The organism is Microcoleus sp. K1-B1 (assembly GCF_036704705.1).
GTDB lineage: Bacteria > Cyanobacteriota > Cyanobacteriia > Cyanobacteriales > Microcoleaceae > Microcoleus.
Genome location: NZ_JAUBSH010000066.1, coordinates 1 through 23,109, shown reverse-complemented (window position 1 = coordinate 23,109; position 23,109 = coordinate 1). Strand labels below are relative to the sequence as shown.

Below are 23,109 nucleotides of genomic sequence, written 5' to 3'. Positions count from 1 at the left end.
AAGTATAGGTGTAGGGTGCGCCGGGCCGCGCACCTTACCCAATTCCGAATACTTCGGCTACGCAAGCGTACAACTTCCCCATTCCCAATTCCCAAATTCCCAACACTTCGGCTACACCAGCTTACAAGTTTATAATTCCCAAATTCAACTAATACCATAGCTGGCTAATTTTAGAAACCGCATCTTGATAAGAATCCATTCTCCCCTGCTGCTTAAAAAGCGCTGCCGCCTTTTCAAAATCCTCAAATGCTCCATGAACCTCTCTCAATTTATATCTAATCACTCCTCGGTTAAAGTAAGCTTTAGCAAAATCGCTATCGAGGCGAATTGCTGACTCAAAATCAGCTAGTGCTGCCAGGGAATTCTCCATTTGCATGCGGATAGCACCTCGGTTAAAGTAAGATTGAGCTACATTAGGGTTGAGCAGGAGTGCCGAGTTGTAATCTGCGATCGCCGCAGTATAATCTTTTAAACGAGTCAGCATAAACCCACGATTGCTGTAATACTTGGCTCGGTAAGGATTGAGTTCGATGGCTGTAGTTAAATCTTCGATCGCCGATTGCTTGTAGCCTAATTTGTAGCGGGCCACACCGCGATCGTTGTAAGCTGATGCAAATTGCGGATTAATGTTAATTGTGGCAGTAAAATTTTTAATAGCGCCGTGCAAATCTTGTTGTTTGAGATTTTTTAAACCCTGAGTGTAAAACTTTTTGGTACTAACTTTTAAATTTTCCTCTTGTCGGGATTCAGCTTGATCCCCCGAAAATACGCCGGCAATATTAGTGAATCCCAAAGATTCGATTGAATTGAAAATAGTTGTGACAACTAATTGGGTTGGGAGAAGGGGGATAGTAGGCATGGGAGAAGTGTTGTTCAACTGTATGCTCTTATTTTCCTCCATACTTCAGCTACTGACAGTGATATCCGTAGTGTCAGGAACGTGATAAGTTTGATGAGATTTGGTGATGCTGGGACATTGACTTGTGTGATGAAAGTTGGGCTTAGTTAGTGATGACGATCGCAATTCAGAACAAATGCGTCTACAACCTTTTAAATATAAGGTTTTCAGGCGAGCTTGGCGGTTTCTTTCTTCCCCTATTGAGCAGTTCCTACCGGGATTATTGGCAGGTATGCCCCTGGGAGAGCGATCGCAACTGCCTGCAGCAAGTATTACTTTGTAGCGATATTGCACTGCAAAATCCCGATCGAACTTGCGGTTATCTTATACGATGTTTTTAGGGAAAATATTAGTTTGGCAGCGAGGCATCTGTGAATCAACCGGGTTTCTAGCTCAAAGTGCGTCTAAGACGGGAGCATCTCATATTTGTAAAAACACTTCTTCTGGCTCCTTCCTTCTTCTGGCTCCTTCCTTCTTCCTCTTTCCTTCTTCCTTTTTCCTCCTGCCTCCTGCCTCCTGCCTCCTGCCTTAAAACTCCAATTTCTAGCTTAACTGCAAAAGTGAGATGCTCCCGTCTAAGACTGGCTGAGTTAAGTTTGTACCTGCGCCAACCCTGATTAACCTTTCACTACACTAATATTTTTGAGTAATCTTGCTGAGGAAAGTTGCCGATTATTTGCTATGCTTTGATTAGACATCAATAATTTATGGCACAAATTAGTGTCAATGAAAAGAGTTATGAGGTTGAAAACTTTCTTCGCTGTAGTGTTGGCGATCGTCCTGTTCACTCTCTCCTTAACTCCTCCTGCGATGGCAGCGAATACGGAGGATTTGAGTCACCTATTAAAAGATCATTGGTGCGTCAGCTTTCTGTGGAAGCAATGCGATTTGAGCGCTGTCGATTTGCGGGGCGCTAATCTCCAAAAAGCCAATTTGAGCGGCGCTAATTTGAGCGGCGCTAATTTGTCCGGTGCTAACTTAAAAGATGCGGATCTTTCTGACGCAGATCTCACCGGCGCTAATTTAGCAAATGCTGATATTTTAGGCACGGATCTCAGTCGAGCCAATTTGACCGAAGCTAATTTCAACTGCACGAAGTTGTGGGATGCTAATCTGACTTTGGCAAATCTGAGTCGCGCCAATTTACAAGATGCTAATGTCTTAGATTCTCGACTTTGGGGAAGCAATCTCACGGAAGCTAATTTAACTGATGCGACGCTGCACGGTGCTGACTTGCAATATGCTAATTTAGCCGACACTAATTTAACAGGTGCTGACTTGCACAGCTTCTTTTTCCGAGGTTCCAAACAAGTCACAAATTTGAGCAATGCTAATTTAGAAGGCGCTATTTTAACGGGAGCAAATCTTAGAGGTGCGGTGCTGGCAGGGGCAATAATGCCGGACGGGTCTATTAATGAAGAAAGTGGCTTTAATTTAGAGTAGAGTAAAATTAAAGTCTGCTTGAATAATTTCAACAACAGGCTTTCGGGCTGATTTGGCAGTCAATGAATTATCTGGTGTAGCTGCGCCCGTTGCCAAGAGCTTGTTGAGGATGCTGTCAAGATATCAATTTAAACCAGGGTGCGATCAACCTTTTAACTCCCAAGCTGCGCCCATTGTCAATAGCTTGTTGAGGATGCTGTCAAGATATCAATTTAAACCAGGGTGCGATCGACCTTTTAACTCCCAACCAGTAAATCTCGCTAAAATCTTAAATCTCAAACCGAACCTGCACGCATCTGTTACAATTTTCAACAAAGCCAGAACTGCCCCGAACCTGAAGTCACCTGCCTAGGGATACAAGCCCCCGACAGGAGTCGTCAAGAGCAAAAATATTAGATATTTAGTTTAAACTCCCAGATTCATCTGTAGAGTCAATCTAAAATCTAAAATCGATGGGCTGTGGAGTCAATCTAAAATCTAATAATCTAAAATCTAAAATCTAAAATCGATGGGCTGTGAAGTCAATCTAAAATCTAAAATCTAAAATCTAAAATCGACTGATGGAAACCCTGCAAACTCAACTTTACGAACTCGCACAATTTGCTAATAATTTAGTAAATACTCAACTGACAAACCTCAGTTTAGTCAGCGTCGGAGTCATCTTTCTGGCAGGGTTGCTAACGAGCTTAACGCCCTGTATGCTTTCAATGTTGCCGATCACGATCGGCTACATCGGTGGATACGAAGCAAAAAGTCGCCTGCAAGCGGCTACCCAGTCTGCGTGGTTTTCCCTCGGATTAGCCACCACCCTTGCGGGTTTAGGTATTGTAGCATCATTTGCCGGACAAGTTTACGGGAAAATTGGCCTGGGTTTGCCAATTATTGTCAGCATTATTGCTATTCTAATGGGGCTGAATTTACTCGAAGCTTTACCCTTGCAACTGCCGTCTTTCGACGCTGTGGGGTGGGTTCCGAAAGATTTACCGGCGGGGGTGCGATCGTACTTATTGGGCTTAACTTTTGGTTTAGTAGCGTCTCCCTGCAGCACGCCGGTGTTAGCTACACTCTTAGCTTGGGTTTCCAAAACGGGGGATACAGTTTTAGGTGGTGTGTTGCTGCTGTTTTACGCTGCTGGCTACGTCGCTCCGCTAATAATAGCAGGTACTTTTACTGCCAGCATTAAAAAGTTGTTAGAATTACGTCGGTGGTCGAGTTGGATTACGCCTGTTAGCGGCGTTTTGCTAGTGGGATTTGGCGTTTTCTCTCTGCTTTCCCGGATACTTCCGGCTTAATTAAAATCGACATTATTCGGCTTGAAGCGGCGGTTGAAACCGCTACTACACAAACAAAGTCAGCCTCCGCGGACTAAGAAAGAATGGGGAGATTCAAGCGGAATCTGATATTATGTGTTACTCACAAATAACCAGTAACTAATAACTAATAACCAGTAACCAATAACAAATAACCAATAACCGATGACATCAGAATCAAACTGGGCGACTGCCCCTCAAAAGTTTTTCAAGCGAGAAATCTTGCCGGTGCTAGCAGATTTGCGGCTGGCAATTATCTTGCTGCTGACGATCGCATTTTTCAGCATTTCCGGCACTGTCATCGAACAAGGCCAATCAGTACCGTTTTACCAATCTAACTATCCAGAACACCCCGCTTTGTTCGGCTTCCTAACTTGGAAAGTGGTGCTAATTGCAGGACTCGACCACGTATACCGCACTTGGTGGTTTTTGTCAATCTTAATTTTGTTCGGCAGCAGCTTAACAGCTTGTACATTTACCCGACAATTTCCCGCATTAAAAGCCGCCCGTCGCTGGAAATTTTATGAAGAACCAAAGCAGTTTGAAAAATTAGCTCTCAGTGCGGAATTAGAAACAGTTGCTTTAAGTTCGTTAGAACCACTTTTGCAGCAAAAAAACTACCGCATATTTCGAGAAGGCGAAAAAGTTTATGCGCGCAAGGGAATAATTGGCAAAATCGGCCCGATTATTGTTCACGCCAGTATGCTAATTATTTTAGCTGGGTCGATATGGGGCGCAATGACGGGATTTCTAGGTCAAGAAATTGTTCCCAGCGGCGAAACATTTCAGGTGCAGAATATCTTGGATGCGGGGCCTTGGGCGGGGCCGCAAATACCGAAGGATTGGTCGATGCGAGTTAATCGGTTCTGGATTGATTATACTCCCGAAGGCGGAATCGACCAATTTTACTCTGACCTGTCAGTTTTGGACAAAACAGGCCAAGAGGTCGATCGCAAAACCATTCACGTTAACGAGCCCCTCAGATACCGGGGAGTCACATTTTATCAAGCAGATTGGGCAATAGCCGCCGTGCGAGTTCGCCTCAACAAAAGCCCGGTTTTACAATTGCCAATGGCTCAGTTAGACACCCAAGGTAAAGGCCGGATTTGGGGTGCTTGGATTCCCACAAAACCAGATTTGAGTGCGGGAGTTTCTCTGCTAGCAAAAGACTTGCAAGGAACGATGTTAGTGTACGGTACGGATGGCAAATTGTTAACTACAGTTCGCGCAGGCACGGCGGTAGAAGTTAACGGAGTTATGCTGACAATTGACGAAGTTGTAGGCAGTACGGGATTGCAAATTAAAGCCGATCCGGGCATTCCTATCGTTTATACTGGCTTCGGGTTGCTGATGCTCAGTGTGCTGATGAGCTATCTGTCTCACTCGCAGATTTGGGCTTTGGAAAAGAACGGCAAACTATACGTCGGCGGGCGCACAAATCGCGCTCAGGTGAGTTTTGAAAGAGAAGTTGTGGAGATTTTGGACAAGTTGGCAGAATCGAAAACAGCAGAGGAAAAAAGTGCGTTAAGCGAAGCTATCCCGTAGGGAATCGCCCCTACTTTTGTTGCAAGTCAAAGCTAACCGTAGGGTGCGCTAGGCGCACCTTACACTAACGATAAATATCAACAAGATTAGTTGAGTTTGTATGGTGCGCCTTGCCAGATATGTCCAGGTGGTTAATGTGAAGCTTAGAAAAAGCAGAAAACCACTATTTCACGTTCTGATTTTTCAAATTTCAAGTAATAAAAATTACTCTACGGAGTTTTGGTTTCAAAATCCAAACGCTGAAACGTCCGTCAATCGGTACTCTCCGGTGGGCGACAAACTCAACCGATGGTCAGTGTACACCCTACAAACTAAGATAGTTTCAGCGTTTGAACGACTTTTTGACTACCTTGAGAGGGCTGCCCTGACGCACCCTACCATTACTTACTAATTTTATTAACAATCATATTTCTTAAAACTATTGTGGGGTGCGCTTCGACGCCACCCCACAATTAAATCTCAATGACACACCAGCTTAATACCCGCCCTACTTCTGGTGCCGCACCTCAATCACGGTGTGGACGTTCCCTCGTGGGGAAAAATCGCCCTTAATCGTCGCTTCTAGTGGCGCGCAAGCCGCCACAAAATCGTCTAAAATTTGATTGATCGATTCTTCGTGAGAAATGTAGCGATCGCGATAACTGTTAACGTACAGTTTCAGCGCCTTTAACTCTACCACCCGCTCGTCTGGCACGTAAGTAACGTGAATTGTCGCAAAATCGGGATAGCCAGAAAACGGACACTTGCAAGTAAACTCCGGCAACGTAATGTTAATCGAGTAGCGCCGCCCGACTCGCGGATTCGGGAAAGTAATTAACTCCCCTTCCAAAATCTGGCGTTCGCCGTATTTCATTTCTTCGGTGCTTGACTTTTGCGACATAGTTTGTTCCGGTGCGGAGTTGTTCATAGCGATCGACTAAAAACTTGTAACATTAAATTAATTTTACGTTCAATATCTGTAACAAATATCTTGACGAATTGTGTTGCGATCGATCTAATTGCAAATACTCTCAGGCTAAACTAAAACAAGTTCACCCTCGCCATCTACAATTATGCAAAATACTACCTTATCTGACAATACTTCCCCTGAAAACTCAAATAGTTACTCTCCCTCAGTACCAATTTCCCTCTATCGAGAAGTCACGGCAGAGCTGCAAGCCGCCCAAGCGATGGTGGACTCCCTCAAAACCCACAATCAGCAATTAGTCCAACAAAATCAACAACTGCGGCGAGAAGTAGAAACAGTAGTTCAAGTATCCCAACAGTTACAGCAAGTAGTCAACTCGGCTCAGAGCATCACCCAGACAGGGATGCCTCAAATGCCGTCAGTCAAATTCAATTTCAGCGTTGAACCTCCGCCCCCACCACCTGTAACCTCGCAGACTAACTCTGCCATACCTCAACCACCTCAGACAGTGGCTTTCCCTTTCCCACTACCGGAACCGGAGCCAACATCCGCCTCAATGCCGCAGCCACTTCCCGAAAAATTATTTACAGAGGTGCCGGAAACTCCTTACCGTGTGCGATCTCAACTCAAAAAAACCTCAGACTTAAGTGGATTGTGGTTGGCGATCGCGATTTTTCTGATTGTGATTGCAGCTTTCGGCGCAGGTTATTTAGTTGTTCGCCCTTTATTAATGAAAAAGTAAATTCCAACAAGAATCCCACGGCTCAAGCCGTGGGATTTTAAACAAAACCTAGCATAAAATGTTCAAAGTTACGCTAATTGGCCATCATCCTCTGGCGGCACTCGTTTCTACTGAACGAGGGGCATACTGCTCTTCACAAGCAGAACCTACGATTCCCACCCCTGGCTCGAAACCGCGCGTGAACTCAGTGAGTTTTACCTGTTTAGCTTCCAAAGCTGTCTGTAGCACCTTCATGGCTCGGTGAGGGTCGCCGGCTCCGCAGAAAAATAAGTCTGCAGCAAAATAACCGTGTTCAGGCCAAGTATGGATTGCTATATGAGACTCTGCCAAAGTAGCAGTAGCTGTCACTCCGTGAGGACTAAACTGGTGTACGCACAAATCGATGAGAGTAGCTCCTCCGGCTTCGATCGCATCGAGAATAGCGCGGCGGATACGTTCAGGATCGTTGAGCAGGTCTCCAGGAGACTGCCAAGCATCAGCGACCAGATGGGTTCCCAATTGTTTCATTCTGCGGGGTTTTACCTCTATTGATTTTAAGTCTCAAACCTTTTAACGTTAGCACGATGTCAAAAATTTTGCAAGTATTTTTCACAAAGAAAGATGAAGATTAAGAGAAGTACGCATCACCAACCGCTGACGGTATGCTGGAACCAAACTGGGGAGGATCTCAACTTTTGCAGCCTAGCTAGAAATTGGAGTTGGGAGTCAGGAGACAGGAGCCAAGAGGAAAGAGTCAGAAAGAAGGAGTCAGGAGGAAGAACGAAGGAGCCAGAACAAGTGTTTTTACAAATATGAGATGCTCCCTCAAACTGTCTCACAGGCACAGGCTACTAATCGAATTCGTATTATTTCAGCGCTGCCTTGTTCCGATCAAACAACCTTCTTTGATTAAAGCGATCTCTTGTTTTCCTTGGTGGCTAAAAAAGCAAAGCTCGATCGTTCTGGCAGCGGCGGAATTGATATGATATCGAAATGCCACAGATGGACGGCTATGCTCGTAAATTTGGGGGTTTGGGATTGGGGCTGGCGATCGCGCCTCAAATTGTGGAACTGCACGGCGATCGCCCTGACTGCCTATGCTGGAGACTTTAATCAGAAACAAGCTCTTGCTGCTGGGTTTCAACATCATGTTGCAAAACCTGTCCCAGCGAATTAGTTAGTCAAAGCAGTGCTGAAATTACCTCTGAGACTGCATCGCTGAGTCCGAATTTTAATAAATTGTCAATAGATTGTCGATCGCCCACAATCTCTATAAACCCACCCTGCACAACCAATAACTGATTTCTGACTGCTGAATTCTTTATTGTCAAAATTTTTGAGTTTTAAATTAAAGATTATTTAACTTAAAACTCAAAACTATTTTCTCTTAATCAACTTATCAATCCCGGCTGTGAGTAGCTCCATTCGGCAAAATCGCCCCGCCCAAAGCTGCTTCATTCAAATTATCAACATTCAAGCTGGCCCCAATCAAATTAGCCTCCGACAAATTAGTTCCTGTCAAATTTGCCCCTGTCAGAGAACTTAGCAGCAAACCCGCTCCCGACAAATTGGCGTGACTCAAATTTGCCCCCCGCAAATCCGCTTCCAGCAAGCTAGCACCTGCCAAATTTGCACCGCTCAAGTTAGCTCCCCGCAAAGAAGCTTTGTTCAAATTCGCAGCCCTCAAATCAGCATTGTGCAGAATCAAACCATTTAAATTAGCTTTACTCAAATTAGCTCCCTGCAAGTCGGCACCGCTCAAATTAGAGCCATTTAGATTGGCCGATTGCAAGTCAGCACCGCTCAAGTCAGCACCGCTCAAATTAGCAGCGCAAATAGAAGCTTCCCGCAGACTTGCTTCGCTCAAAGAAGCCCCAACTAAATTGACGCCGCTGAGATTGCCGCGATTGAGATGAGCCCGAGTTAAAGTTGCTCCGCTCAGGTTGGCCCCGGTCAAATCTACCTCGCTGAGAATCGCTCTCGTCAGATTTGCTCTGCTTAAGTCAACCCCGCTCATAATTGCTCGGCTCAGCGTCGCCCCGCTCAAATTAACCTCAGTTAGTTTCGAGCCGCTTAGCAAACAAGCTCCTACTAAACTCGCTCCCGTCATCACAGCTTTGCTCAAGTCAGCCTGAGACAATATTGCTCCGCTGAGATTGGCCCCGCTAAAATCTGCGGAGATCGCCACAGTTCCAGTTAAACTAGAACTCCCCAGGTTAGCTTCAATTAATTTTGCCTTACACAAATTAGCCCCGCTCAAGTCGGCGGCGTTTAAATTAGTTCCAATCAGTTTGCTTCTAATTAAGTTAGCACCTTTCAAATTAGCGCTGCTCAAATTTGTTCGACTGAGATTAGCTTCACTCAATTGAGCTGCAATGAGGTTAGCCCCTCGAAAATCTCGTTCCCCGTTTCTATGTCTAATTAAAAGTTCATCGGCACTTAAAAGTTCAGTGAAATTCATAAAAAAATTGAGTGAGTTTCCTTAATTTCTCGATGTTCTATGTTGTGTGAAAGTTTGTACTATCGTGTTTGCCAGTCAGTTTTTTAAACTAATACTGCAACATTAACAATTGTCAAAACTGCTTGAGTCCTACCATCACCCTGCTCACCTAGTTATAAATTACGAAAATAAACAGGGTTCTGGTATAATCGGAGGTTGGCTAGCGCGGAAGTTGAAAAAACCGAGTTTCTCGCCGCCTGTAAGTCCTGTAAGTATTATTTTGCTAGTAATTAGTTGGCGGTTGATATTAGTTGTTAATGGTTAGTGGGATTTATACTAACTGCTAACCACTAAATATTACCTGCTAACTCTTTACCAAAATACCGAGAAGTTGTCGATCGATCTTGTCAAGGTCGATCGAATATTGGGGTGCTGGTGGCATCCGCGCCGCCTTCTCACCCGAAAAGTTGCCAGTACAGGCGATCGAATTTATGACTGCAATCAAGAAAGAAGATATCGGAGCTTCAACCCCTAATGCCTTCTAAATAAGTGCTTTCTACCTTCGAGGAACCCGGACGGCAGCGCCAGGCCAGCTCAGCTAGTGTCACCTCCCCCCACTGTGCTCCGTGCCAGTGAAAACCAACAGGAAGGCTGTTTCCCTCGGAGTGCTGAGCGAGTCACCGGCTCAGCAAGCAATACGCTGTGCTGAGCCTGAGATGGCGCGAAAAAATGGATCGCGAGTCGTTCCCGTATGCCCGCGCTGCTGTGCTTGCTGTTAATGTTTTCTCGATCCATGAGCGCTTGCGGTTCTAATTTACAGAACACTCGACACCAGACGCGCTCCCGGACATAAAAGCTGTTCCTGGGCTTCTCAAATGCTTCCCTGAGACATTCCCAGAAAAACTGTATTCATGCCGCAGGTCTTGCCAACAGCAATTGGGCTGCTACAGCCAAGCAATGACCAGCCTAAGTCTTGCGGGAAGGCGACGACAATATTATTCTAATAGTTGCCGACCACTGCAGGCCATACTCGGCGCGCGGGACTGGCTACTTTACCTGTATAAGTTGCTCAAATTAGCTACCCATAATTAAAGATAGTCGGTCTTTGACTAACTGGGCAATATCTGTGGTAATTTATGTCATGAAATTTGATAATACTACGGGGTTTAAAATCGAGCAGTAGTGAGTGTTACAGACTAAAAAACCGCTGCGGATTTCTGCTGTAAAATTTCAGGGAACCGATCGATCCTCCGGCGCAAAGCCCAGCTCACGGACCCGGCCCCTAATCAAAATTAAACATTTGACAGGGGGCGTTTTTAAGTTTCCAGAACAAAACAAAAGCCGGCTTTCAGAGAAAAAGCCGACTTTTGAGATAATTTTACCGACGAAGCGTAAAACCGCTAGCTCGCCGGTGTTGGTTGGATCACTTTCTACAATCCGAGTGCGCGAGGGCGACTACCCTGCAGGAAGTAGAAACAATACCCAAACAAAGTCTTAATTATTAAACCCGACGGTTGCCGGTAAGGCCCTGATTGGGATCGTAAATACCAGGCGTAGTATCAACCCCTGGAGTGCCTGGAGCGCCGTAATCAGCCCGAGCAGTATCGACGCTGGGATTATAGTCGTAGGTGTTCCAATGTTGAATACCTCCGCGACTCAGAATGCTTTCGGCTTGAGCGACTTCTGCTTCGCTACCGTCAACCAGTACCAAGTAATCTCCTCTTGCCACGCGATCGTTGTATACTTTAGCTTCCTCTTCGGGAATTCCCATACCCACTAAAGCTCCGATCAAGCCGCCTGCTGCTGCACCCAAAGCTGTACCGGCGAGTGTAGTGGCGATCGCCGTAGCTGAGGCTCCTGCCAGCATAATCGGCCCGATACCCGGAATTGCCACTAGGCCCAGACCTACCAACAAGCCTGTCAAACCGCCCAAAGTGCCACCTGTGAGGGCGCCTTTTGTCGCCCCTTCATCGGCCTTGTTGTCCGTGCTGTCGTGCACGTCAATGCCTGCGATGTCGCCTTTCGAGTCAGCATCCTTAGCGATGACCGAAACCCGATTCATGTCGAAACCTGCAGTTCTCAGTTCTCCCAGTGCGTGTTCCGTCTCGCGGCGGGTTGAAAATACTCCCACGGCGCGCTTCTGGCGACCCGAAGCTCTGCGGCCGGTGTCTGCCGGCACATCGTAAATGCCCCAATCCTGAATGCCCCGCACGCTCATAATTCCTTCGGCTGTGGCAAGTTCGGCATCTGTTCCTTCTACGAATACCAAATATTCTCCGCGGGAGACGCGATCGTTATACACTTTAGCTTTTGCTTCGGGAACTCCCAAACCGACCAAACCGCCGACTAAACCGCCTGCTGCTGCCCCAATCGCGCCTCCGACTACAGTATCTGCCAGCAGAGTTGCGATCGCACCCCCCGCCATCACCGGGCCAACTCCCGGAATCGCCAGCGCCCCAATGCTTCCGAGCAACCCAATCAAACCGCCCGTCACGACTCCCGCTGTCGCGCCTGCTTTGGCGCCGCCGCCCACTTTGTCGTCGGTACCCTTACCAGCGGTAGCACCAGCAATTTCGTTGTTATCTAGCTTTTCCCCAACTACCGAAACTTTATTCATCGGAAACCCGGTACTTTGCAGTTCCATCAGGGCTAGTTCCGTATCTCGGTAATTAGAAAATGCTCCTACAGCTCGCTTGTGTTGACCTAAAGCCATTTTTTTTCTCCTTGAAAATATACTACTTTTACACAACCACAGAATTTATGCTCTGCCATTAATCACATTTAGTCATTTTTTCCCAACAATTTTCATCGGTCGGTGGGAATAACTTCCCGCTCTATCTTCAGGTTGGTTTTTCACTAATTATCCGGGCTGAAAAATCGGAAATTGGGAAGGGTAAGTTGCAGGTATTGGGGGAGTTTTGAGTGAGTGAATTAAAAATTTCATTTAAACTCTTTCACCTAAAACCCCGCTCTCCCTAGAGAGTCACCTAAGCGTTGCAATCCGCTCCGCAAGCAATTTTACAAGGCGCAACTTTATCCTCTTCCCTCAGACTTCTCTCCTAGATAACTACATCCTTCTCCCTTCTTTCCCTCGGGCTTCTTACTGCTAATTTATTGATTGCTGCTAGGCGATGCGGGTGCAGCGGGGGCGACAACAGCCGTAACATTGACATCTTTAACACCCTTAATCTCTTTAGCTAGTGGCTCAATTTTAGCTAAATCAGTTTGATTGGGAACTGTGCCACCTACGGTGACAAGACCATCTTTTGCGTCAACAGTTAGCTGACCTTTAGTGATGTTTACTTCTAACTTGGAGCGCACTTCACTTTGGAGATCGCCATCAGCTCTTATGGCATCGCCACCCGTCACATTGTTGCGCTGTTCTCTGGCCCTGATATCAGAATTTGCTTGGTTTTGTCGAATCTGGCTAGTAGCGTCACCCTGAGTTTTTTGAACTGTGTCCGCTGGGGGGGGGCTGGTGGTATTTTCTGTGGTAGAATTAGGAGAATCAGCGCTAGTTTTAGCCCCCTCGCTGCAAGCACCAGCTCCAAATAATAGGATGCCGCTGAGGAGAATGGGTGTTAGTTTGTTCATAATAGGTTAATACCCTCCGGGTAAGCTTTCGATGAGCCTGACTTCCTTAACTTCGTTGAGCCAGAGGGGAGCCAGATGGAGCAAGAGAGCATCTTTACTTGTGCTTTCTGCGATTTAAAAATCCTTATATCAAATATATAAACTTGAGGAAGTATCTACATCGCTCCACGGGTGTAAAATTTATCTATGCCGTTAGATAGAGTACAAAAAACAAAATAAGGTATTAAGTCACATTTAACTTAATGAGTTCTGACCGCATTATTCCTCAGAAACCCGGTAGATGGAACCATTTTTCGTTGCCAAACCCAATATTTTCCTATAAACCAAGTTTAAAAGGGTAAGCTTTATTAATAAATTCCATGCCACTCCCAACTAAATTTTCCCTCGTTCCTCGAACTTGGGACTTCTTCCCTCAACATCCATCCATTAAATCCGTTAATCCCATACACTGCTCGTTGCCGAACCTCCGGCTTCAAAACAAACGAAAAGAGTCGAGAAATTTTTGAGCATTTTCTGGTTCTGGGGTAGTGGCAACCAGCCCGTAAACGCGCGTTTCCACCAAAAAAACTTGGCCCACACCTACAGGTTCCGTGGGGGAAAGTGGCTGAAACTCAAACTCTTTTCCCGGATAGCCTCCGAGGGAAATATCCCGCACTTGCAACAATTTAGCATTCGCCCCCACTACAAATAAATCAACGGCATTATTTAAAGTAATTCTGATATTATTGATATTATTGTTACTTAACCGAAAATCTAGGTCAAAGTATTGAAGCAAATAAGTTTCTTTGTTTTTTAAGTTTGATCGGTATGTATGAGCAATAATTTGATTTGAAAAAGTTTCGGAATTAATTTTGGGATTGGCCGGCATATCGATCGCAAACTGACCCATCGCTGAGCAAAATGGCTGCCACTCTGGCGTCTGAATGGCTGTCCGCAGCGGGGCTGGTTGAGATGCAGCGGGACGGGCAAACTTGACAGGGTATGAAAGTAATGTAGCAGTAACTAGAAGTATATACAGAAATTTCATTTGGGTAAAAATTATATATGCCCGATCGATCTGCGCTAGCCTAGAAATATATCTGCAAAGGGGCGATTTATGCTGAATATTATATTTACTCAACGGCGAGGCAACTCTCAAGGACGCTCTAAAATTACTAAAACCAATAAAACCAATATACTCCCTGCTGTAAATACTTGGCTGGCTGTGTGTCTACTGGCTGCTGTCACAGGTTGTGCAAACAGCCCCAACAGCAAGGCACTCGAAGAATCTTTAGCCGCCGATCCGAAATTAAAACAAAATCCAGTGGTTTTCTCTTCCCCGCCACCAGCGACAGCAATTGAGACAAACTCTACCGCCAAACTTCCTCCCGATTTCCCGACAGAGATTCCACTCTATCCTAATGCGGAGTTAATCGAAGTTGGTGGGCAAACCGATCCGTCCCAAAAAAATGTGCGACTGCGCTGGGAAAGCCCAGATCCTGTTAATTCGGTTCAGAACTATTACTCCACCGAGTTCGGGCGTCGCAACTGGGAAATAGTCAGCCGCCCTACCGCCGAGGGACAAGGTTCTTTGGTAGCAACGCGAGATAATTTACGGGTAACTGTGTCGCTTTCTCCTACTCAGAAAGTAGGGGGTTCTACAGAATTTGCGATCGACTACACCAAAGAAAGCCCAGAAATTGCCGCCAGTCCCCAACCTAATAATTCGGAGTCTAGCGTATCTCCAACCGCTTCACCAACTCCATCTAATTCAGAGGGAACTACTTCCACGCCATCTGCCTCGCCAAAATCAGCAAAAGTTAGCCAACTAGACACCCAAATTCCTCAACAGTTGCGGCAGTATGTGGCTGATTTAAGTCAGTTGGAAGTGCTAAAAGTGCGAACGACCGAAAGTGCTAATTTAGAAACTGCCAGCAGTTTGCCCAAACCCAACAAAATTATCACCCGCCGCGAATACGCCCGCTGGTTAGTAGCAGCTAACAATCAGATTTATGCTAGCCGTCAAGCCAAACAAATTAGATTAGCAGTAGACTCTAGCGAACCAGCCTTTCCTGACGTACCCAAAACAGACCCGGATTTTTCCGCAATTCAAGGTTTAGCAGAAGCCGGTGTAATTCCGAGTTCGCTTTCGGGAGAAACTAAAGATGTGAAATTTCGCCCGGATGCACCTTTAACTCGCGAAACAATGATTCTCTGGAAAGTGCCTTTAGATAGTCGTCAAGTTTTGCCGACAGCTAACATTGACGGAGTGAAAGAAAAGTGGGGTTTTCAAGATGCTTCTAAGATTGATTCCCAGGCGTCGCGGGCAGTTTTAGCTGATTTTAACAATGGAGATTTGGCGAATATTCGCCGCGTTTTTGGTTTTACTACTCTGTTTCAGCCGAAGAAATCCGTGACTCGCGCCGAAGCTGCTGCTAGTTTGTGGTATTTTGGCGTTCAAGATCAGGGATTGTCTGCTAAAGATGCCCTGGAAGCAAAGTCTCAACCTACTGAGTAGAGTTGTTTGGGGTGGTTAAAAGTTTTGGACACAGCATCTACTTACCAATACCCAAGAAACCGGGTTTTTTCTCTGTAACCAAACCCGGTTTCTGCGTCCAAGACTGACGAAATTGTACCATTTTTTGATTGATCGGCGTGCGATCGGCCGCCACAAAAATTGCAGCTTGAGTTTCTAGGATTTGTGTGAATATGGCTGACCCAGAAACCGACTTTTATCTAGGAAAATGCTCAGTAAAATACGAGGCATATCTGGTGAAAAAGCCCGTTTCTTTTCTTCTGGGGGAGTTATGGTAAAAAACCGTTTGCTAAATTATACATCGGCTTTTCTGTCCTTGTGGCCTACCCTAGGGGATAGATTTTTTTTGCTTTAATCTTAATTTCTGTATCCTGCCATACAACCGCTGCATTGGGGGGCAAATTTTATAGATATTTCAACCAACACTGTTTTTAAAACTCTCAGTAGGATTCCGGATGCCGTAGCGGCCTTAACGATAAATGAAAAACAGTGTTTGAGCTCTTGGAGAGCATTTTTTAATGTACGATATTACCTTATTTACCCCGCAAGACATGGCGAAATGCAGCTTAGTCCTGCGCCAGTTCGGTAGAAATACTGCTAGTATGGAAGCCAGCAGCCAGAAGATTGTTAACTATATTTACAGACATTTTTGCAATTCGCAAACTGGAGAAAATTCCTGTGCCTTAGTGCGTTTGTTCAAAACTCATCCCTACGGGGAATTAGAAGACTCATTGCAACAATCTGCCCGCCGCTTGATGAAGGGCAATTCCCCCGCCGCCGACATGAAATGTTGGACTCTGCTAGCAGCCGCAGGCAGAGAACCGCAGTGGAATTCTCGACACACAGCAGCAGAAAATACAGCTATTCCATTAGTTAGCACAAAATTAGTGGCTCAAATGCCAGCGATTGCAGAAATAATCCGGCAGTTCGGTTTAGACATTCCTACATTCCTCGGAATTGAGCGAGAAAGATTTCTGCAATTAGAACCCGCAGTATTAAATATTTTTCACGTATCAGAGGCAAAAGGCAGCCCCTTTATTCCTGAGCAAAATTCATTAATTATCCCCTACCAAGTCAAGTCTGTCTTGGCATTTGGGGGACTTCTACCGTCAGGAAGTTTGTTTGCGGTAGTGATGTTCCTGAAAGTTAAAATTCCCCAAAGCACGGCCGAGATGTTTAAAGATTTGGCACTTAGTGTCAAAACCGCATTATCCATGCCCGAAAAACAAAGTGTTTTTGACTATTCAGAAAATCCTAAAAACTTTGTTACAAATAACAATATTTACGAAAGCCAATTACTGGAATATCAAGTTGCAAATCTGATGGAATTGCTGGACTTTTCAGAACAAGAAATGCTCAAACAAGCCGCTCGTTTTCAACAGAATATTGACAATTTACAGCGCGAACTTGCCGAATACAAAAATAAAGAACAAGCTTTGAAAGTAAGCCAAGATTTATTTACAGGCATCCTCAATATTCCCAAAAATGCTATTGTCAGCGCAGAGGAAAATCAAGGAATTCAGCGTTTTAATCCAGGGGAAGAACAGATTTAAACCAATATCTGTGTTTAGCAACCCGGTTTATCCAAGAAACCGAGTTGTTGCGGTGTTTGTTGAGTAAATTTTGTTTTTACAGGAAGGAGTGCGAGCATCCCGCTCGCTGTATATACCTCTCAGTAGGTTCCCAGAAAAAAATCCAGGTAAATAAATGGTATCGGCTCACTAATTCGGGGCCGACTACCCACTCAAGAACGATTTTGCGTCATTCAAGGTGCATCGTTGAGCAATTTACCCCGGATTATTGAGCGGATACAAATGATGAATTTACGATCGCACATTTGCCCGATCGAGTTTTTGGCTATCACCAAATTTACAAATGGCTAGCGGCGCGCCTTTCTGCGGGAAATTGGTGGCACTAGCGAGAAGGGCTAAACGCTTTGAGCGTAACTTTTGTAGCATTTGCTGTCACCTTAAGTGTTAGTTCGTTTTTGCTTCCGGCTTTCTATGGAAGCGCTAACTTAGATTATTATTTGTTAAGGAGGAGTATATTTTGGTTGAGGCTAAGTATCATGCCAACAATAAGCTGTCGGACATTTAAATTGTATATTCAGGGCGGGCGGGACGCCCAACCCCTACTCCCCACAAGATTTTGATTTTTTGACCTACAATTTAAAGCCCGCCACAGCTTATTTTTTATTGGGCGGGCTTACTCGTAACAATAAGACTGTAAAATTCAACATCCGAAAAGCTTGAGTGGTAAATTTTTGGCAGGGGAGAATTGAGGGGACTCTACACAAAAGCGCAGTTACAATAAGAAAAGAAAATAACTGCTGGGACTAACGTGCGGCGTCATGGGGATACTGAGTGCATGAAGGCCACAAATATCCCCGATTTGAAAGCTGATATTTGTCAATAGGAATTTTTGATAGCAACAACGCGAATTCGGCGATAATCTGCAATCCAATTACCATCGCGGTACAGCGCCGATCGCAAACGCTCTTCAACTGCGTTAATTACGTGCGATCGCACATCATCAGACAACCCCGACAAAAACCCACCAGCAAACATCTCAATCCAATTTACCATACCCGCGCTGCCACCTTCTAGGGGAGTCGGGCGATCGAACAAAACCGCATAACCCACATCAAATCCCTGTTTTTCCAAAAGCCCAGCATACTCGCCAATACTCGGAAAATACCAAGGATTAAGCGCTTCAGGCTCCTCTGCGCCAATTTCTGACAAAACACTCAAAAGTGCGCGGACGATCGCCTCCACATTCCTCTTACCGCCAAACTCAGCCACAAAACGCCCTCCCGGCTTCAGCGCTTTTTCCACACAATTAATCACAGCATCCGGCTGTTTAATCCAGTGCAAAACCGCATTAGAAAACACAGCATCTAACGGCTCTTCTCCTATAAAACTCCTCGCATCTGCGGCAGCGAAGTTAATGTGAGGATAGTTAACTTTTGCCGTGGAAATCATCGACAAAGAGGAATCAATACCTTGCACAAAAGCACCACTTTGAGCAATCTTTTCAGTTAACTGCCCCGTACCGCAGCCCAAATCCAGAATTTGTTCACCAGCCTTCGGATCTAGTAACTCCAAAAGCGATTCACCGTACTGCCAAACAAAAGCATGATTTTCCTCATAAAGAGCGGTATTCCAAGAATTTTGTGCCATGATAACTACCCTAAATCTGTCTTCTCTTTCTCTGTCTTCTCTGTGTTCTCTTCGGTTAACAAAAAAACCTTCTTCACAAAACCAATCAAATTATCCCTCTTCTGTCACTTTAGGCAAAAAATAATCTGGAAGGCTTATAGCATAAGACTTTTACCAAAAATCTTGATTTCAGCCATTCTGTTAGAAAATAAACGCTCAAATGCTAGCTCTATCTACAGTTAAAAATTTGGCTCTTATTTTTATTTTTCCAGAGTGACTTAAGAGGGTTATTTGTTAGCGAGTTGGGCGATCGCACTTCCATCGATTCGGCAAACTCTAATATTTTCCAAAATCCGCGCTCCCTGCTTTTCATAAAAAGCAATTCCCCGCGCATTGGCAGTATTAACAGTCCATTCAATCCGCCCGCAATTTGTGGACTCAGCAATTTGTGCCAAATACTTTAACAGCGCTGTCCCGACTCCCATTCCGCGCATAGGAGCTTGCACAAATAAATCATCAAGCCAAAGACACGGCTGCGCCAATAAACTTGAATAGGAGGAATGAAACATAGCAAATCCTACCGCTTTTTCCCTAACTTCCGCCAACAAAACCCGCGCTAGCGGAGGCGGGCAAAACAACGTTTGCTGCAATTTATCGGCTGTTGCTGTCAACAGCTTTTTAGAGCCATCGAAATCGCTTTTTTGCGAAATAAAATCCACAATTGATTCCAAATCTGCCCGATCTGCTTCTCTAATTTTAATATCCAAATTAGCCATTATTTAGTTCTCAATTCGCCTATTAATTACTGTATTAAATGCCATCATAAATGTCCAATATATGTTTAACTAACCACTTATACTTTTAAAATATCAATGATTGGGGAGCTATGGAACTTCGGCATTTGCGTTATTTCATTGCAGTTGCAGAGGAACTGAATTTCACTCGTGCAGCCGAAAAACTGCATATTGCCCAACCTCCGCTGAGCCAACAAATCCAGCATTTGGAGGCAGAGTTGGGGTTTCAACTGTTTCGTCGCACCAAGCGGACGGTGCATTTAACGGCAGCGGGACAGGTTTTTTTCGAGGAAGCCGGGAAAATTCTGCAGCAAGTCGATCGAGCAATTCAACTCGGCCGACAAACCAGTCGGGGCGAACTCGGCCAACTGACGATCGGCTTTGTGAGTTCCGCTGCACACAACGTGGTTCCAGCGATTTTGCAGGCCTTTCGCACTCAGTATCCCGCCGTCTTGCTCGAACTGCACGAACTGACGACACATGAACAGTTGCAGCGGCTGCGGTTCGGGCAAATTGATATCGGCTTCGTGCGCCCTCCGGTTGAGGAAGATGGGATAAATTCTGAAATCATTTTTCGAGAACCGCTGATTGTTGCATTGCCAGAAACGCATCCGGCGGCCGATCGCGCGAAGGTGGAATTACGTGAACTTTCCACGGAACCGTTCATCCTATTTCCCCGTTCCCAGGCTCCGGGGTTGTACGATGCGATCGTCAGTCTTTGTCAACAAGCAGGTTTTAGCCCGATCGCGGCTCAAGAAGCAATTCAAATGCAAACCATTGTCAGTCTGGTAGCCGCCGAGATGGGAGTGGCGATCGTCCCTGAGTCGATGCAAAATTTCCAGCGCAGCGGGGTTGTTTACAAATCTTTGCCAGAATCAACCTGCATTGTGGCGATCGCTCTAATTTGGCGCAGCGATCCAACGGCGGCGGTGCAGCGGTTTTTGGAAGTTGCCCGACTGCAGCAGCGGATTTGAGATTTGAGATTCTAAATTTTAGATTGACTGGTAATTTGACAAACTTATCAAAACTCAAAGATTTTCTGTGCAACAACACCCGTAGAATGATTAATTGATGCTCGGAGTTCGAGCAACTACTGCCGTAAAAGTCGGCACGATGCGACCTGAACGGCTCACAATATCCCATATAAATATTAAGTACAAGAGAGCAAGGGATGGTATTGGCAACAGAAATGGGTTCGTCCCAACCGGAATCCTCTTTCGATTTATCTACTTATCTAGTCAAGCGAAAAGAGGCGATCGAGGTAGCTCTCGACAGTGCACTGCCGGTCATCTACCCAGAGAAAATCTACGAAGCAATGCGCTACTCGCTGCTAGCGGGGGGCAAGCGCCTGCGTCCGATCCTGTGTCTCGCTAGCTGCGAACTGGCCGGCGGCACTACATCTATGGCAATTCCGACAGCTTGCGCTTTGGAAATGATCCACACGATGTCGCTGATTCACGACGATTTGCCGGCAATGGACAATGACGACTATCGGCGCGGCAAACTGACGAATCACAAAGTCTACGGCGAGGATATCGCCATTTTGGCTGGCGATGGTTTGTTGACCTATGCTTTTGAATTTATCGCCACTAAAACTGAGAACGTACCCCCCCAACAGGTGTTGCAGACGATCGCCCATTTAGCGCGGGCATCGGGTGCTCCTGGATTGGTAGGCGGTCAAGTGGTTGATTTGGAATCGGAAGGAAAGACAGATGTTTCTCTGGAAACTTTGAATTACATTCACGCTCACAAAACAGGGGCGCTGTTAGAGGCTTGCGTAGTTTGTGGGGCAATTCTGGCTGGGGCCTCGGCTGCCGATTTGCAGCGGCTGTCTCGTTTCGCTCAAAATATTGGGTTGGCTTTCCAGATCATTGACGACATTCTGGATATTACTGCTACCCAAGAAGAACTGGGCAAAACTGCTGGCAAAGATGTTCAAGCAGGAAAAGTCACTTATCCGAGTTTGTGGGGAATTGAGGAGTCTCGGCGCCAAGCTTCGCAGCTTGTTGCTGATGCTAAGGCTCAATTGGCAGTGTTTGGGAGCAAAGCTCTACCGCTGCTGGCGATCGCCGATTTTATTACCAGCCGCAGTAACTAGAAATACTAAACACTATGCAGGAAATTTGCAGCGGCATTTTAAACAATCATGTACTCGTGGTTGCTTTGCTCGCTTGTCTGGCGGCTCAGATCATGAAGCTGCCAGTCGAGTTGGTCAAAAATCGCAAGTTTAATCTTCAGTATTTGGTAACAACGGGGGGAATGCCCAGTGCTCACTCGTCTTTTGTGGGCGCTTTGGCTGCTGGAGTCGGACAAACGATGGGATGGGAAAGTCCGGACTTTGCGATCGCTGCGATCTTTGCAATTATTGTGATGTACGACGCAGCAGGCGTTCGCCAAGCTGCAGGCAAGCAAGCTCGCATCCTCAACCAAATTATTGACGAGTTTTTTGAGGAAGATCACAACCTTAATGAGGCTCGCCTCAAAGAGTTGCTGGGACACACTCCTTTTCAAGTGCTTGTAGGTTTGGGGCTGGGAATCACTATTGCTTGGATCGCAGGGCCTGCATATTAAGTTTTAAGTAGGGAGTAAATTTGGGGCAGTGGTGTTTTTTGACGAGTAGGAGGTAAAAGTTGGCGGCGGGGATTAATTGTTCGGCAACTCATGCGTCTCTAGCTCAGAAAAGCACCCGAACTTTTGGGAAGTTTATGGCAATGCCTATTCCCTAATTAAGCAGATCAAAAAGTTCAAAAAGTTTTTTAACTTCCCACTCGTTGCAATTGTTTTGCTATGCTCCAAAGACTATATGTACACAACTTCAGATGCCTAGAAAACTTTGAACTGCCCATAAAGGGGATGCCATCTGCTCTTTTGATTGGAAAAAATGGTGCAGGTAAATCAACTACTGCCTCTGCATTAGAAGTCCTTCAGAAGATTTGTCGAGGCATCAATAGAATGCGCGACCTGGAAAAACTTAACCTTATTAGCTCGAAAGATTTCGCTCGTGGAAGGTCTGATGTTCCGATCCGGTTTGAAATAGAAGTATTACTCGAAGATAAATTATACAAATATGTCCTTGCCTTAGATTTACCAGAAAAATTTAGAGAGCTTCGAGTTTTTGAAGAGGAACTGCTAGTTGCAGGAGATCCAATTTACTCTCGAAAAGAAGCCCAAGTCACTCTTCACACCACATCCCCAAATCGTGAAGCTCAGTTTCGGGTAGATTGGCATCTTGTTGCCCTGCCCGTAATTCAGGAGCAATCTGAGACTGATCCGCTTCATATTTTCAAGACTTGGCTGGCTCGCACGATCATTTTAGCCCCGATTCCCAGCTTAATGACTGGAGACTCAAACGGTGAAACTTTGGAACCAAAGCGAGATGGTTCAAACTTTGGGGAATGGGTTTCTGGGTTACTGAGTCGCTATCCTGCCGCCTACACACAGGTTGATAAATATCTCCGAGAAGTGATGCCTGACATTCAGGATTTTCTGAATGAACTAATCGGCAAAGACTCGAAAAACATGATTGTTCGGTTTGAAGCAAATAATGCCAATCTGAGTATTGAATTTAATGACTTATCTGACGGGGAGAAATGCTTTTTTCTTTGCGCTGTTGTCTTGGCTGCCAACAAATTTTATGGCCCCCTTTTTTGCTTCTGGGACGAGCCAGATAACTATCTATCCTTATCGGAGGTTGGACATTTTGTAATGGGGTGCATCTCAGTTTGGCAAATACATCAAATTGAAAGTTGACCATTGAGATAAGCACAGCGAAGAGCAAGGATAG

The 23,109-nt window shown here is 45.5% G+C and carries 23 protein-coding genes; 13 read left to right on the top strand and 10 right to left on the bottom strand.

Translation table 11 applies throughout. The annotated features are described in order from the left end of the window. Positions 1 to 148: 148 nt before the first annotated feature. Positions 149 to 859, bottom strand: coding sequence for a tetratricopeptide repeat protein (locus tag QUA83_RS21235; protein WP_333295628.1), 711 nt, complete (start codon positions 857 to 859; stop codon positions 149 to 151). A gap of 765 nt (positions 860 to 1,624) precedes the next feature. On the opposite strand from QUA83_RS21235, the gene QUA83_RS21230 reads away from it, so the two are divergent. The 4 genes from QUA83_RS21230 (at position 1,625) to QUA83_RS21215 (ending at position 5,196) form a co-directional block, all read left to right on the top strand. Next, the gene (locus QUA83_RS21230; protein ID WP_333295627.1) at positions 1,625 to 2,341 is read left to right on the top strand and encodes a pentapeptide repeat-containing protein; all 717 of its coding nucleotides are present in this window, start codon (positions 1,625 to 1,627) and stop codon (positions 2,339 to 2,341) included. A 52-nt stretch (positions 2,342 to 2,393) separates the two neighbouring features. Further along, positions 2,394 to 2,693, top strand: a complete 300-nt coding sequence (locus QUA83_RS21225) for a hypothetical protein (protein WP_333295625.1) — start codon at positions 2,394 to 2,396, stop codon at positions 2,691 to 2,693. Positions 2,694 to 2,901: 208 nt separating this feature from the next. Next, complete coding sequence (locus QUA83_RS21220; RefSeq protein ID WP_445301797.1) at positions 2,902 to 3,633, top strand: cytochrome c biogenesis protein CcdA; 732 nt, start codon at positions 2,902 to 2,904, stop codon at positions 3,631 to 3,633. Positions 3,634 to 3,816: 183 nt separating this feature from the next. Continuing rightward, on the top strand, positions 3,817 to 5,196 hold the full coding sequence (locus tag QUA83_RS21215) for a cytochrome c biogenesis protein (RefSeq protein ID WP_333295624.1): 1,380 nt from the start codon (positions 3,817 to 3,819) through the stop codon (positions 5,194 to 5,196). A gap of 487 nt (positions 5,197 to 5,683) precedes the next feature. Here QUA83_RS21215 and queF read toward each other — a convergent pair whose 3' ends face one another. Further along, entirely contained in the window at positions 5,684 to 6,103 is a 420-nt protein-coding gene (gene queF, locus QUA83_RS21210; RefSeq protein WP_333052412.1) for a preQ(1) synthase, read from the bottom strand. A gap of 145 nt (positions 6,104 to 6,248) precedes the next feature. On the opposite strand from queF, the gene QUA83_RS21205 reads away from it, so the two are divergent. Beyond that, positions 6,249 to 6,845, top strand: a complete 597-nt coding sequence (locus QUA83_RS21205; RefSeq protein WP_333295623.1) for a hypothetical protein — start codon at positions 6,249 to 6,251, stop codon at positions 6,843 to 6,845. 84 nt (positions 6,846 to 6,929) lie between these two features. Here the strand turns inward: QUA83_RS21205 and speD are convergent, their stop codons facing one another. Continuing rightward, positions 6,930 to 7,352, bottom strand: a complete 423-nt coding sequence (speD, locus tag QUA83_RS21200) for an adenosylmethionine decarboxylase (RefSeq protein WP_006633984.1) — start codon at positions 7,350 to 7,352, stop codon at positions 6,930 to 6,932. Between the two features lie 406 nt (positions 7,353 to 7,758). Here speD and QUA83_RS21195 point away from each other — a divergent pair, with 406 nt between their 5' ends. Then, a complete protein-coding gene (locus QUA83_RS21195; protein ID WP_333295622.1) occupies positions 7,759 to 8,001 on the top strand; it encodes a hypothetical protein in 243 nt (80 codons plus the stop codon). Positions 8,002 to 8,223: 222 nt separating this feature from the next. On the opposite strand, the gene QUA83_RS21190 is transcribed toward QUA83_RS21195, so the two are convergent. After that, positions 8,224 to 9,285, bottom strand: coding sequence for a pentapeptide repeat-containing protein (locus tag QUA83_RS21190; RefSeq protein ID WP_333295621.1), 1,062 nt, complete (start codon positions 9,283 to 9,285; stop codon positions 8,224 to 8,226). A 383-nt stretch (positions 9,286 to 9,668) separates the two neighbouring features. Here QUA83_RS21190 and QUA83_RS21185 point away from each other — a divergent pair, with 383 nt between their 5' ends. Continuing rightward, a complete protein-coding gene (locus QUA83_RS21185) occupies positions 9,669 to 9,809 on the top strand; it encodes a hypothetical protein (RefSeq protein ID WP_333295620.1) in 141 nt (46 codons plus the stop codon). A gap of 956 nt (positions 9,810 to 10,765) precedes the next feature. Here the strand turns inward: QUA83_RS21185 and QUA83_RS21180 are convergent. The 3 genes from QUA83_RS21180 to QUA83_RS21170 form a co-directional block, all read right to left on the bottom strand. Further along, positions 10,766 to 11,977: a histidine kinase gene (locus QUA83_RS21180; protein WP_333295619.1), complete on the bottom strand. Its 1,212-nt coding sequence runs from the start codon at positions 11,975 to 11,977 to the stop codon at positions 10,766 to 10,768. Positions 11,978 to 12,375: 398 nt separating this feature from the next. Continuing rightward, positions 12,376 to 12,858 carry a BON domain-containing protein gene (locus tag QUA83_RS21175; RefSeq protein ID WP_333295618.1) on the bottom strand — a complete coding sequence of 161 codons (483 nt, stop codon included), beginning with the start codon at positions 12,856 to 12,858 and terminating at the stop codon, positions 12,376 to 12,378. A 472-nt stretch (positions 12,859 to 13,330) separates the two neighbouring features. Next, positions 13,331 to 13,885: a hypothetical protein gene (locus QUA83_RS21170; RefSeq protein WP_333295617.1), complete on the bottom strand. Its 555-nt coding sequence runs from the start codon at positions 13,883 to 13,885 to the stop codon at positions 13,331 to 13,333. 69 nt (positions 13,886 to 13,954) lie between these two features. Between QUA83_RS21170 and QUA83_RS21165 the strand changes: the two genes are divergently transcribed. Next, positions 13,955 to 15,355, top strand: a complete 1,401-nt coding sequence (locus QUA83_RS21165) for an S-layer homology domain-containing protein (protein WP_333295616.1) — start codon at positions 13,955 to 13,957, stop codon at positions 15,353 to 15,355. 536 nt (positions 15,356 to 15,891) lie between these two features. Beyond that, complete coding sequence (locus QUA83_RS21160) at positions 15,892 to 16,926, top strand: histidine kinase (protein WP_333295615.1); 1,035 nt, start codon at positions 15,892 to 15,894, stop codon at positions 16,924 to 16,926. Positions 16,927 to 17,196: 270 nt separating this feature from the next. Here QUA83_RS21160 and QUA83_RS21155 read toward each other — a convergent pair whose 3' ends face one another. The 3 genes from QUA83_RS21155 to QUA83_RS21145 form a co-directional block, all read right to left on the bottom strand. Then, positions 17,197 to 17,331, bottom strand: coding sequence for a hypothetical protein (locus QUA83_RS21155; protein ID WP_333295614.1), 135 nt, complete (start codon positions 17,329 to 17,331; stop codon positions 17,197 to 17,199). Positions 17,332 to 17,781: 450 nt separating this feature from the next. After that, positions 17,782 to 18,552 (bottom strand): methyltransferase domain-containing protein, encoded by a 771-nt coding sequence (locus tag QUA83_RS21150; RefSeq protein WP_333295613.1) that lies wholly within the window; start codon positions 18,550 to 18,552, stop codon positions 17,782 to 17,784. Between the two features lie 266 nt (positions 18,553 to 18,818). Continuing rightward, positions 18,819 to 19,307, bottom strand: coding sequence for a GNAT family N-acetyltransferase (locus QUA83_RS21145; protein WP_333295612.1), 489 nt, complete (start codon positions 19,305 to 19,307; stop codon positions 18,819 to 18,821). 110 nt (positions 19,308 to 19,417) lie between these two features. Here QUA83_RS21145 and QUA83_RS21140 point away from each other — a divergent pair, with 110 nt between their 5' ends. The 4 genes from QUA83_RS21140 to QUA83_RS21125 all read left to right on the top strand — a co-directional run bounded on the left by QUA83_RS21140 (position 19,418) and on the right by QUA83_RS21125 (position 23,075). Further along, entirely contained in the window at positions 19,418 to 20,299 is an 882-nt protein-coding gene (locus tag QUA83_RS21140) for a LysR family transcriptional regulator (RefSeq protein WP_333295611.1), read from the top strand. A gap of 197 nt (positions 20,300 to 20,496) precedes the next feature. Continuing rightward, on the top strand, positions 20,497 to 21,423 hold the full coding sequence (crtE, locus tag QUA83_RS21135) for a geranylgeranyl diphosphate synthase CrtE (protein WP_333295610.1): 927 nt from the start codon (positions 20,497 to 20,499) through the stop codon (positions 21,421 to 21,423). A 14-nt stretch (positions 21,424 to 21,437) separates the two neighbouring features. Then, a complete protein-coding gene (locus QUA83_RS21130) occupies positions 21,438 to 21,896 on the top strand; it encodes a divergent PAP2 family protein (RefSeq protein WP_333295609.1) in 459 nt (152 codons plus the stop codon). Positions 21,897 to 22,112: 216 nt separating this feature from the next. Next, positions 22,113 to 23,075: an AAA family ATPase gene (locus QUA83_RS21125; RefSeq protein WP_333295607.1), complete on the top strand. Its 963-nt coding sequence runs from the start codon at positions 22,113 to 22,115 to the stop codon at positions 23,073 to 23,075. Positions 23,076 to 23,109 lie beyond the last annotated feature (34 nt).

What these genes read in the sequence shown, in the direction of transcription:
- QUA83_RS21235 (WP_333295628.1), bottom strand. Translation starts at nt 859, where the DNA reads ATGCCTACTATCCCCCTTCTCCCAACCCAATTAGTTGTCACAACTATT.
- QUA83_RS21230 (WP_333295627.1), top strand. Translation starts at nt 1,625, where the DNA reads ATGAAAAGAGTTATGAGGTTGAAAACTTTCTTCGCTGTAGTGTTGGCG.
- QUA83_RS21220 (WP_445301797.1), top strand. Translation starts at nt 2,902, where the DNA reads ATGGAAACCCTGCAAACTCAACTTTACGAACTCGCACAATTTGCTAAT.
- QUA83_RS21215 (WP_333295624.1), top strand. Translation starts at nt 3,817, where the DNA reads ATGACATCAGAATCAAACTGGGCGACTGCCCCTCAAAAGTTTTTCAAG.
- queF (WP_333052412.1), bottom strand. Translation starts at nt 6,103, where the DNA reads ATGAACAACTCCGCACCGGAACAAACTATGTCGCAAAAGTCAAGCACC.
- QUA83_RS21205 (WP_333295623.1), top strand. Translation starts at nt 6,249, where the DNA reads ATGCAAAATACTACCTTATCTGACAATACTTCCCCTGAAAACTCAAAT.
- speD (WP_006633984.1), bottom strand. Translation starts at nt 7,352, where the DNA reads ATGAAACAATTGGGAACCCATCTGGTCGCTGATGCTTGGCAGTCTCCT.
- QUA83_RS21190 (WP_333295621.1), bottom strand. Translation starts at nt 9,285, where the DNA reads ATGAATTTCACTGAACTTTTAAGTGCCGATGAACTTTTAATTAGACAT.
- QUA83_RS21180 (WP_333295619.1), bottom strand. Translation starts at nt 11,977, where the DNA reads ATGGCTTTAGGTCAACACAAGCGAGCTGTAGGAGCATTTTCTAATTAC.
- QUA83_RS21175 (WP_333295618.1), bottom strand. Translation starts at nt 12,858, where the DNA reads ATGAACAAACTAACACCCATTCTCCTCAGCGGCATCCTATTATTTGGA.
- QUA83_RS21170 (WP_333295617.1), bottom strand. Translation starts at nt 13,885, where the DNA reads ATGAAATTTCTGTATATACTTCTAGTTACTGCTACATTACTTTCATAC.
- QUA83_RS21165 (WP_333295616.1), top strand. Translation starts at nt 13,955, where the DNA reads ATGCTGAATATTATATTTACTCAACGGCGAGGCAACTCTCAAGGACGC.
- QUA83_RS21160 (WP_333295615.1), top strand. Translation starts at nt 15,892, where the DNA reads ATGTACGATATTACCTTATTTACCCCGCAAGACATGGCGAAATGCAGC.
- QUA83_RS21155 (WP_333295614.1), bottom strand. Translation starts at nt 17,331, where the DNA reads ATGCTACAAAAGTTACGCTCAAAGCGTTTAGCCCTTCTCGCTAGTGCC.
- QUA83_RS21150 (WP_333295613.1), bottom strand. Translation starts at nt 18,552, where the DNA reads ATGGCACAAAATTCTTGGAATACCGCTCTTTATGAGGAAAATCATGCT.
- QUA83_RS21145 (WP_333295612.1), bottom strand. Translation starts at nt 19,307, where the DNA reads ATGGCTAATTTGGATATTAAAATTAGAGAAGCAGATCGGGCAGATTTG.
- QUA83_RS21140 (WP_333295611.1), top strand. Translation starts at nt 19,418, where the DNA reads ATGGAACTTCGGCATTTGCGTTATTTCATTGCAGTTGCAGAGGAACTG.
- crtE (WP_333295610.1), top strand. Translation starts at nt 20,497, where the DNA reads ATGGTATTGGCAACAGAAATGGGTTCGTCCCAACCGGAATCCTCTTTC.
- QUA83_RS21130 (WP_333295609.1), top strand. Translation starts at nt 21,438, where the DNA reads ATGCAGGAAATTTGCAGCGGCATTTTAAACAATCATGTACTCGTGGTT.
- QUA83_RS21125 (WP_333295607.1), top strand. Translation starts at nt 22,113, where the DNA reads ATGCTCCAAAGACTATATGTACACAACTTCAGATGCCTAGAAAACTTT.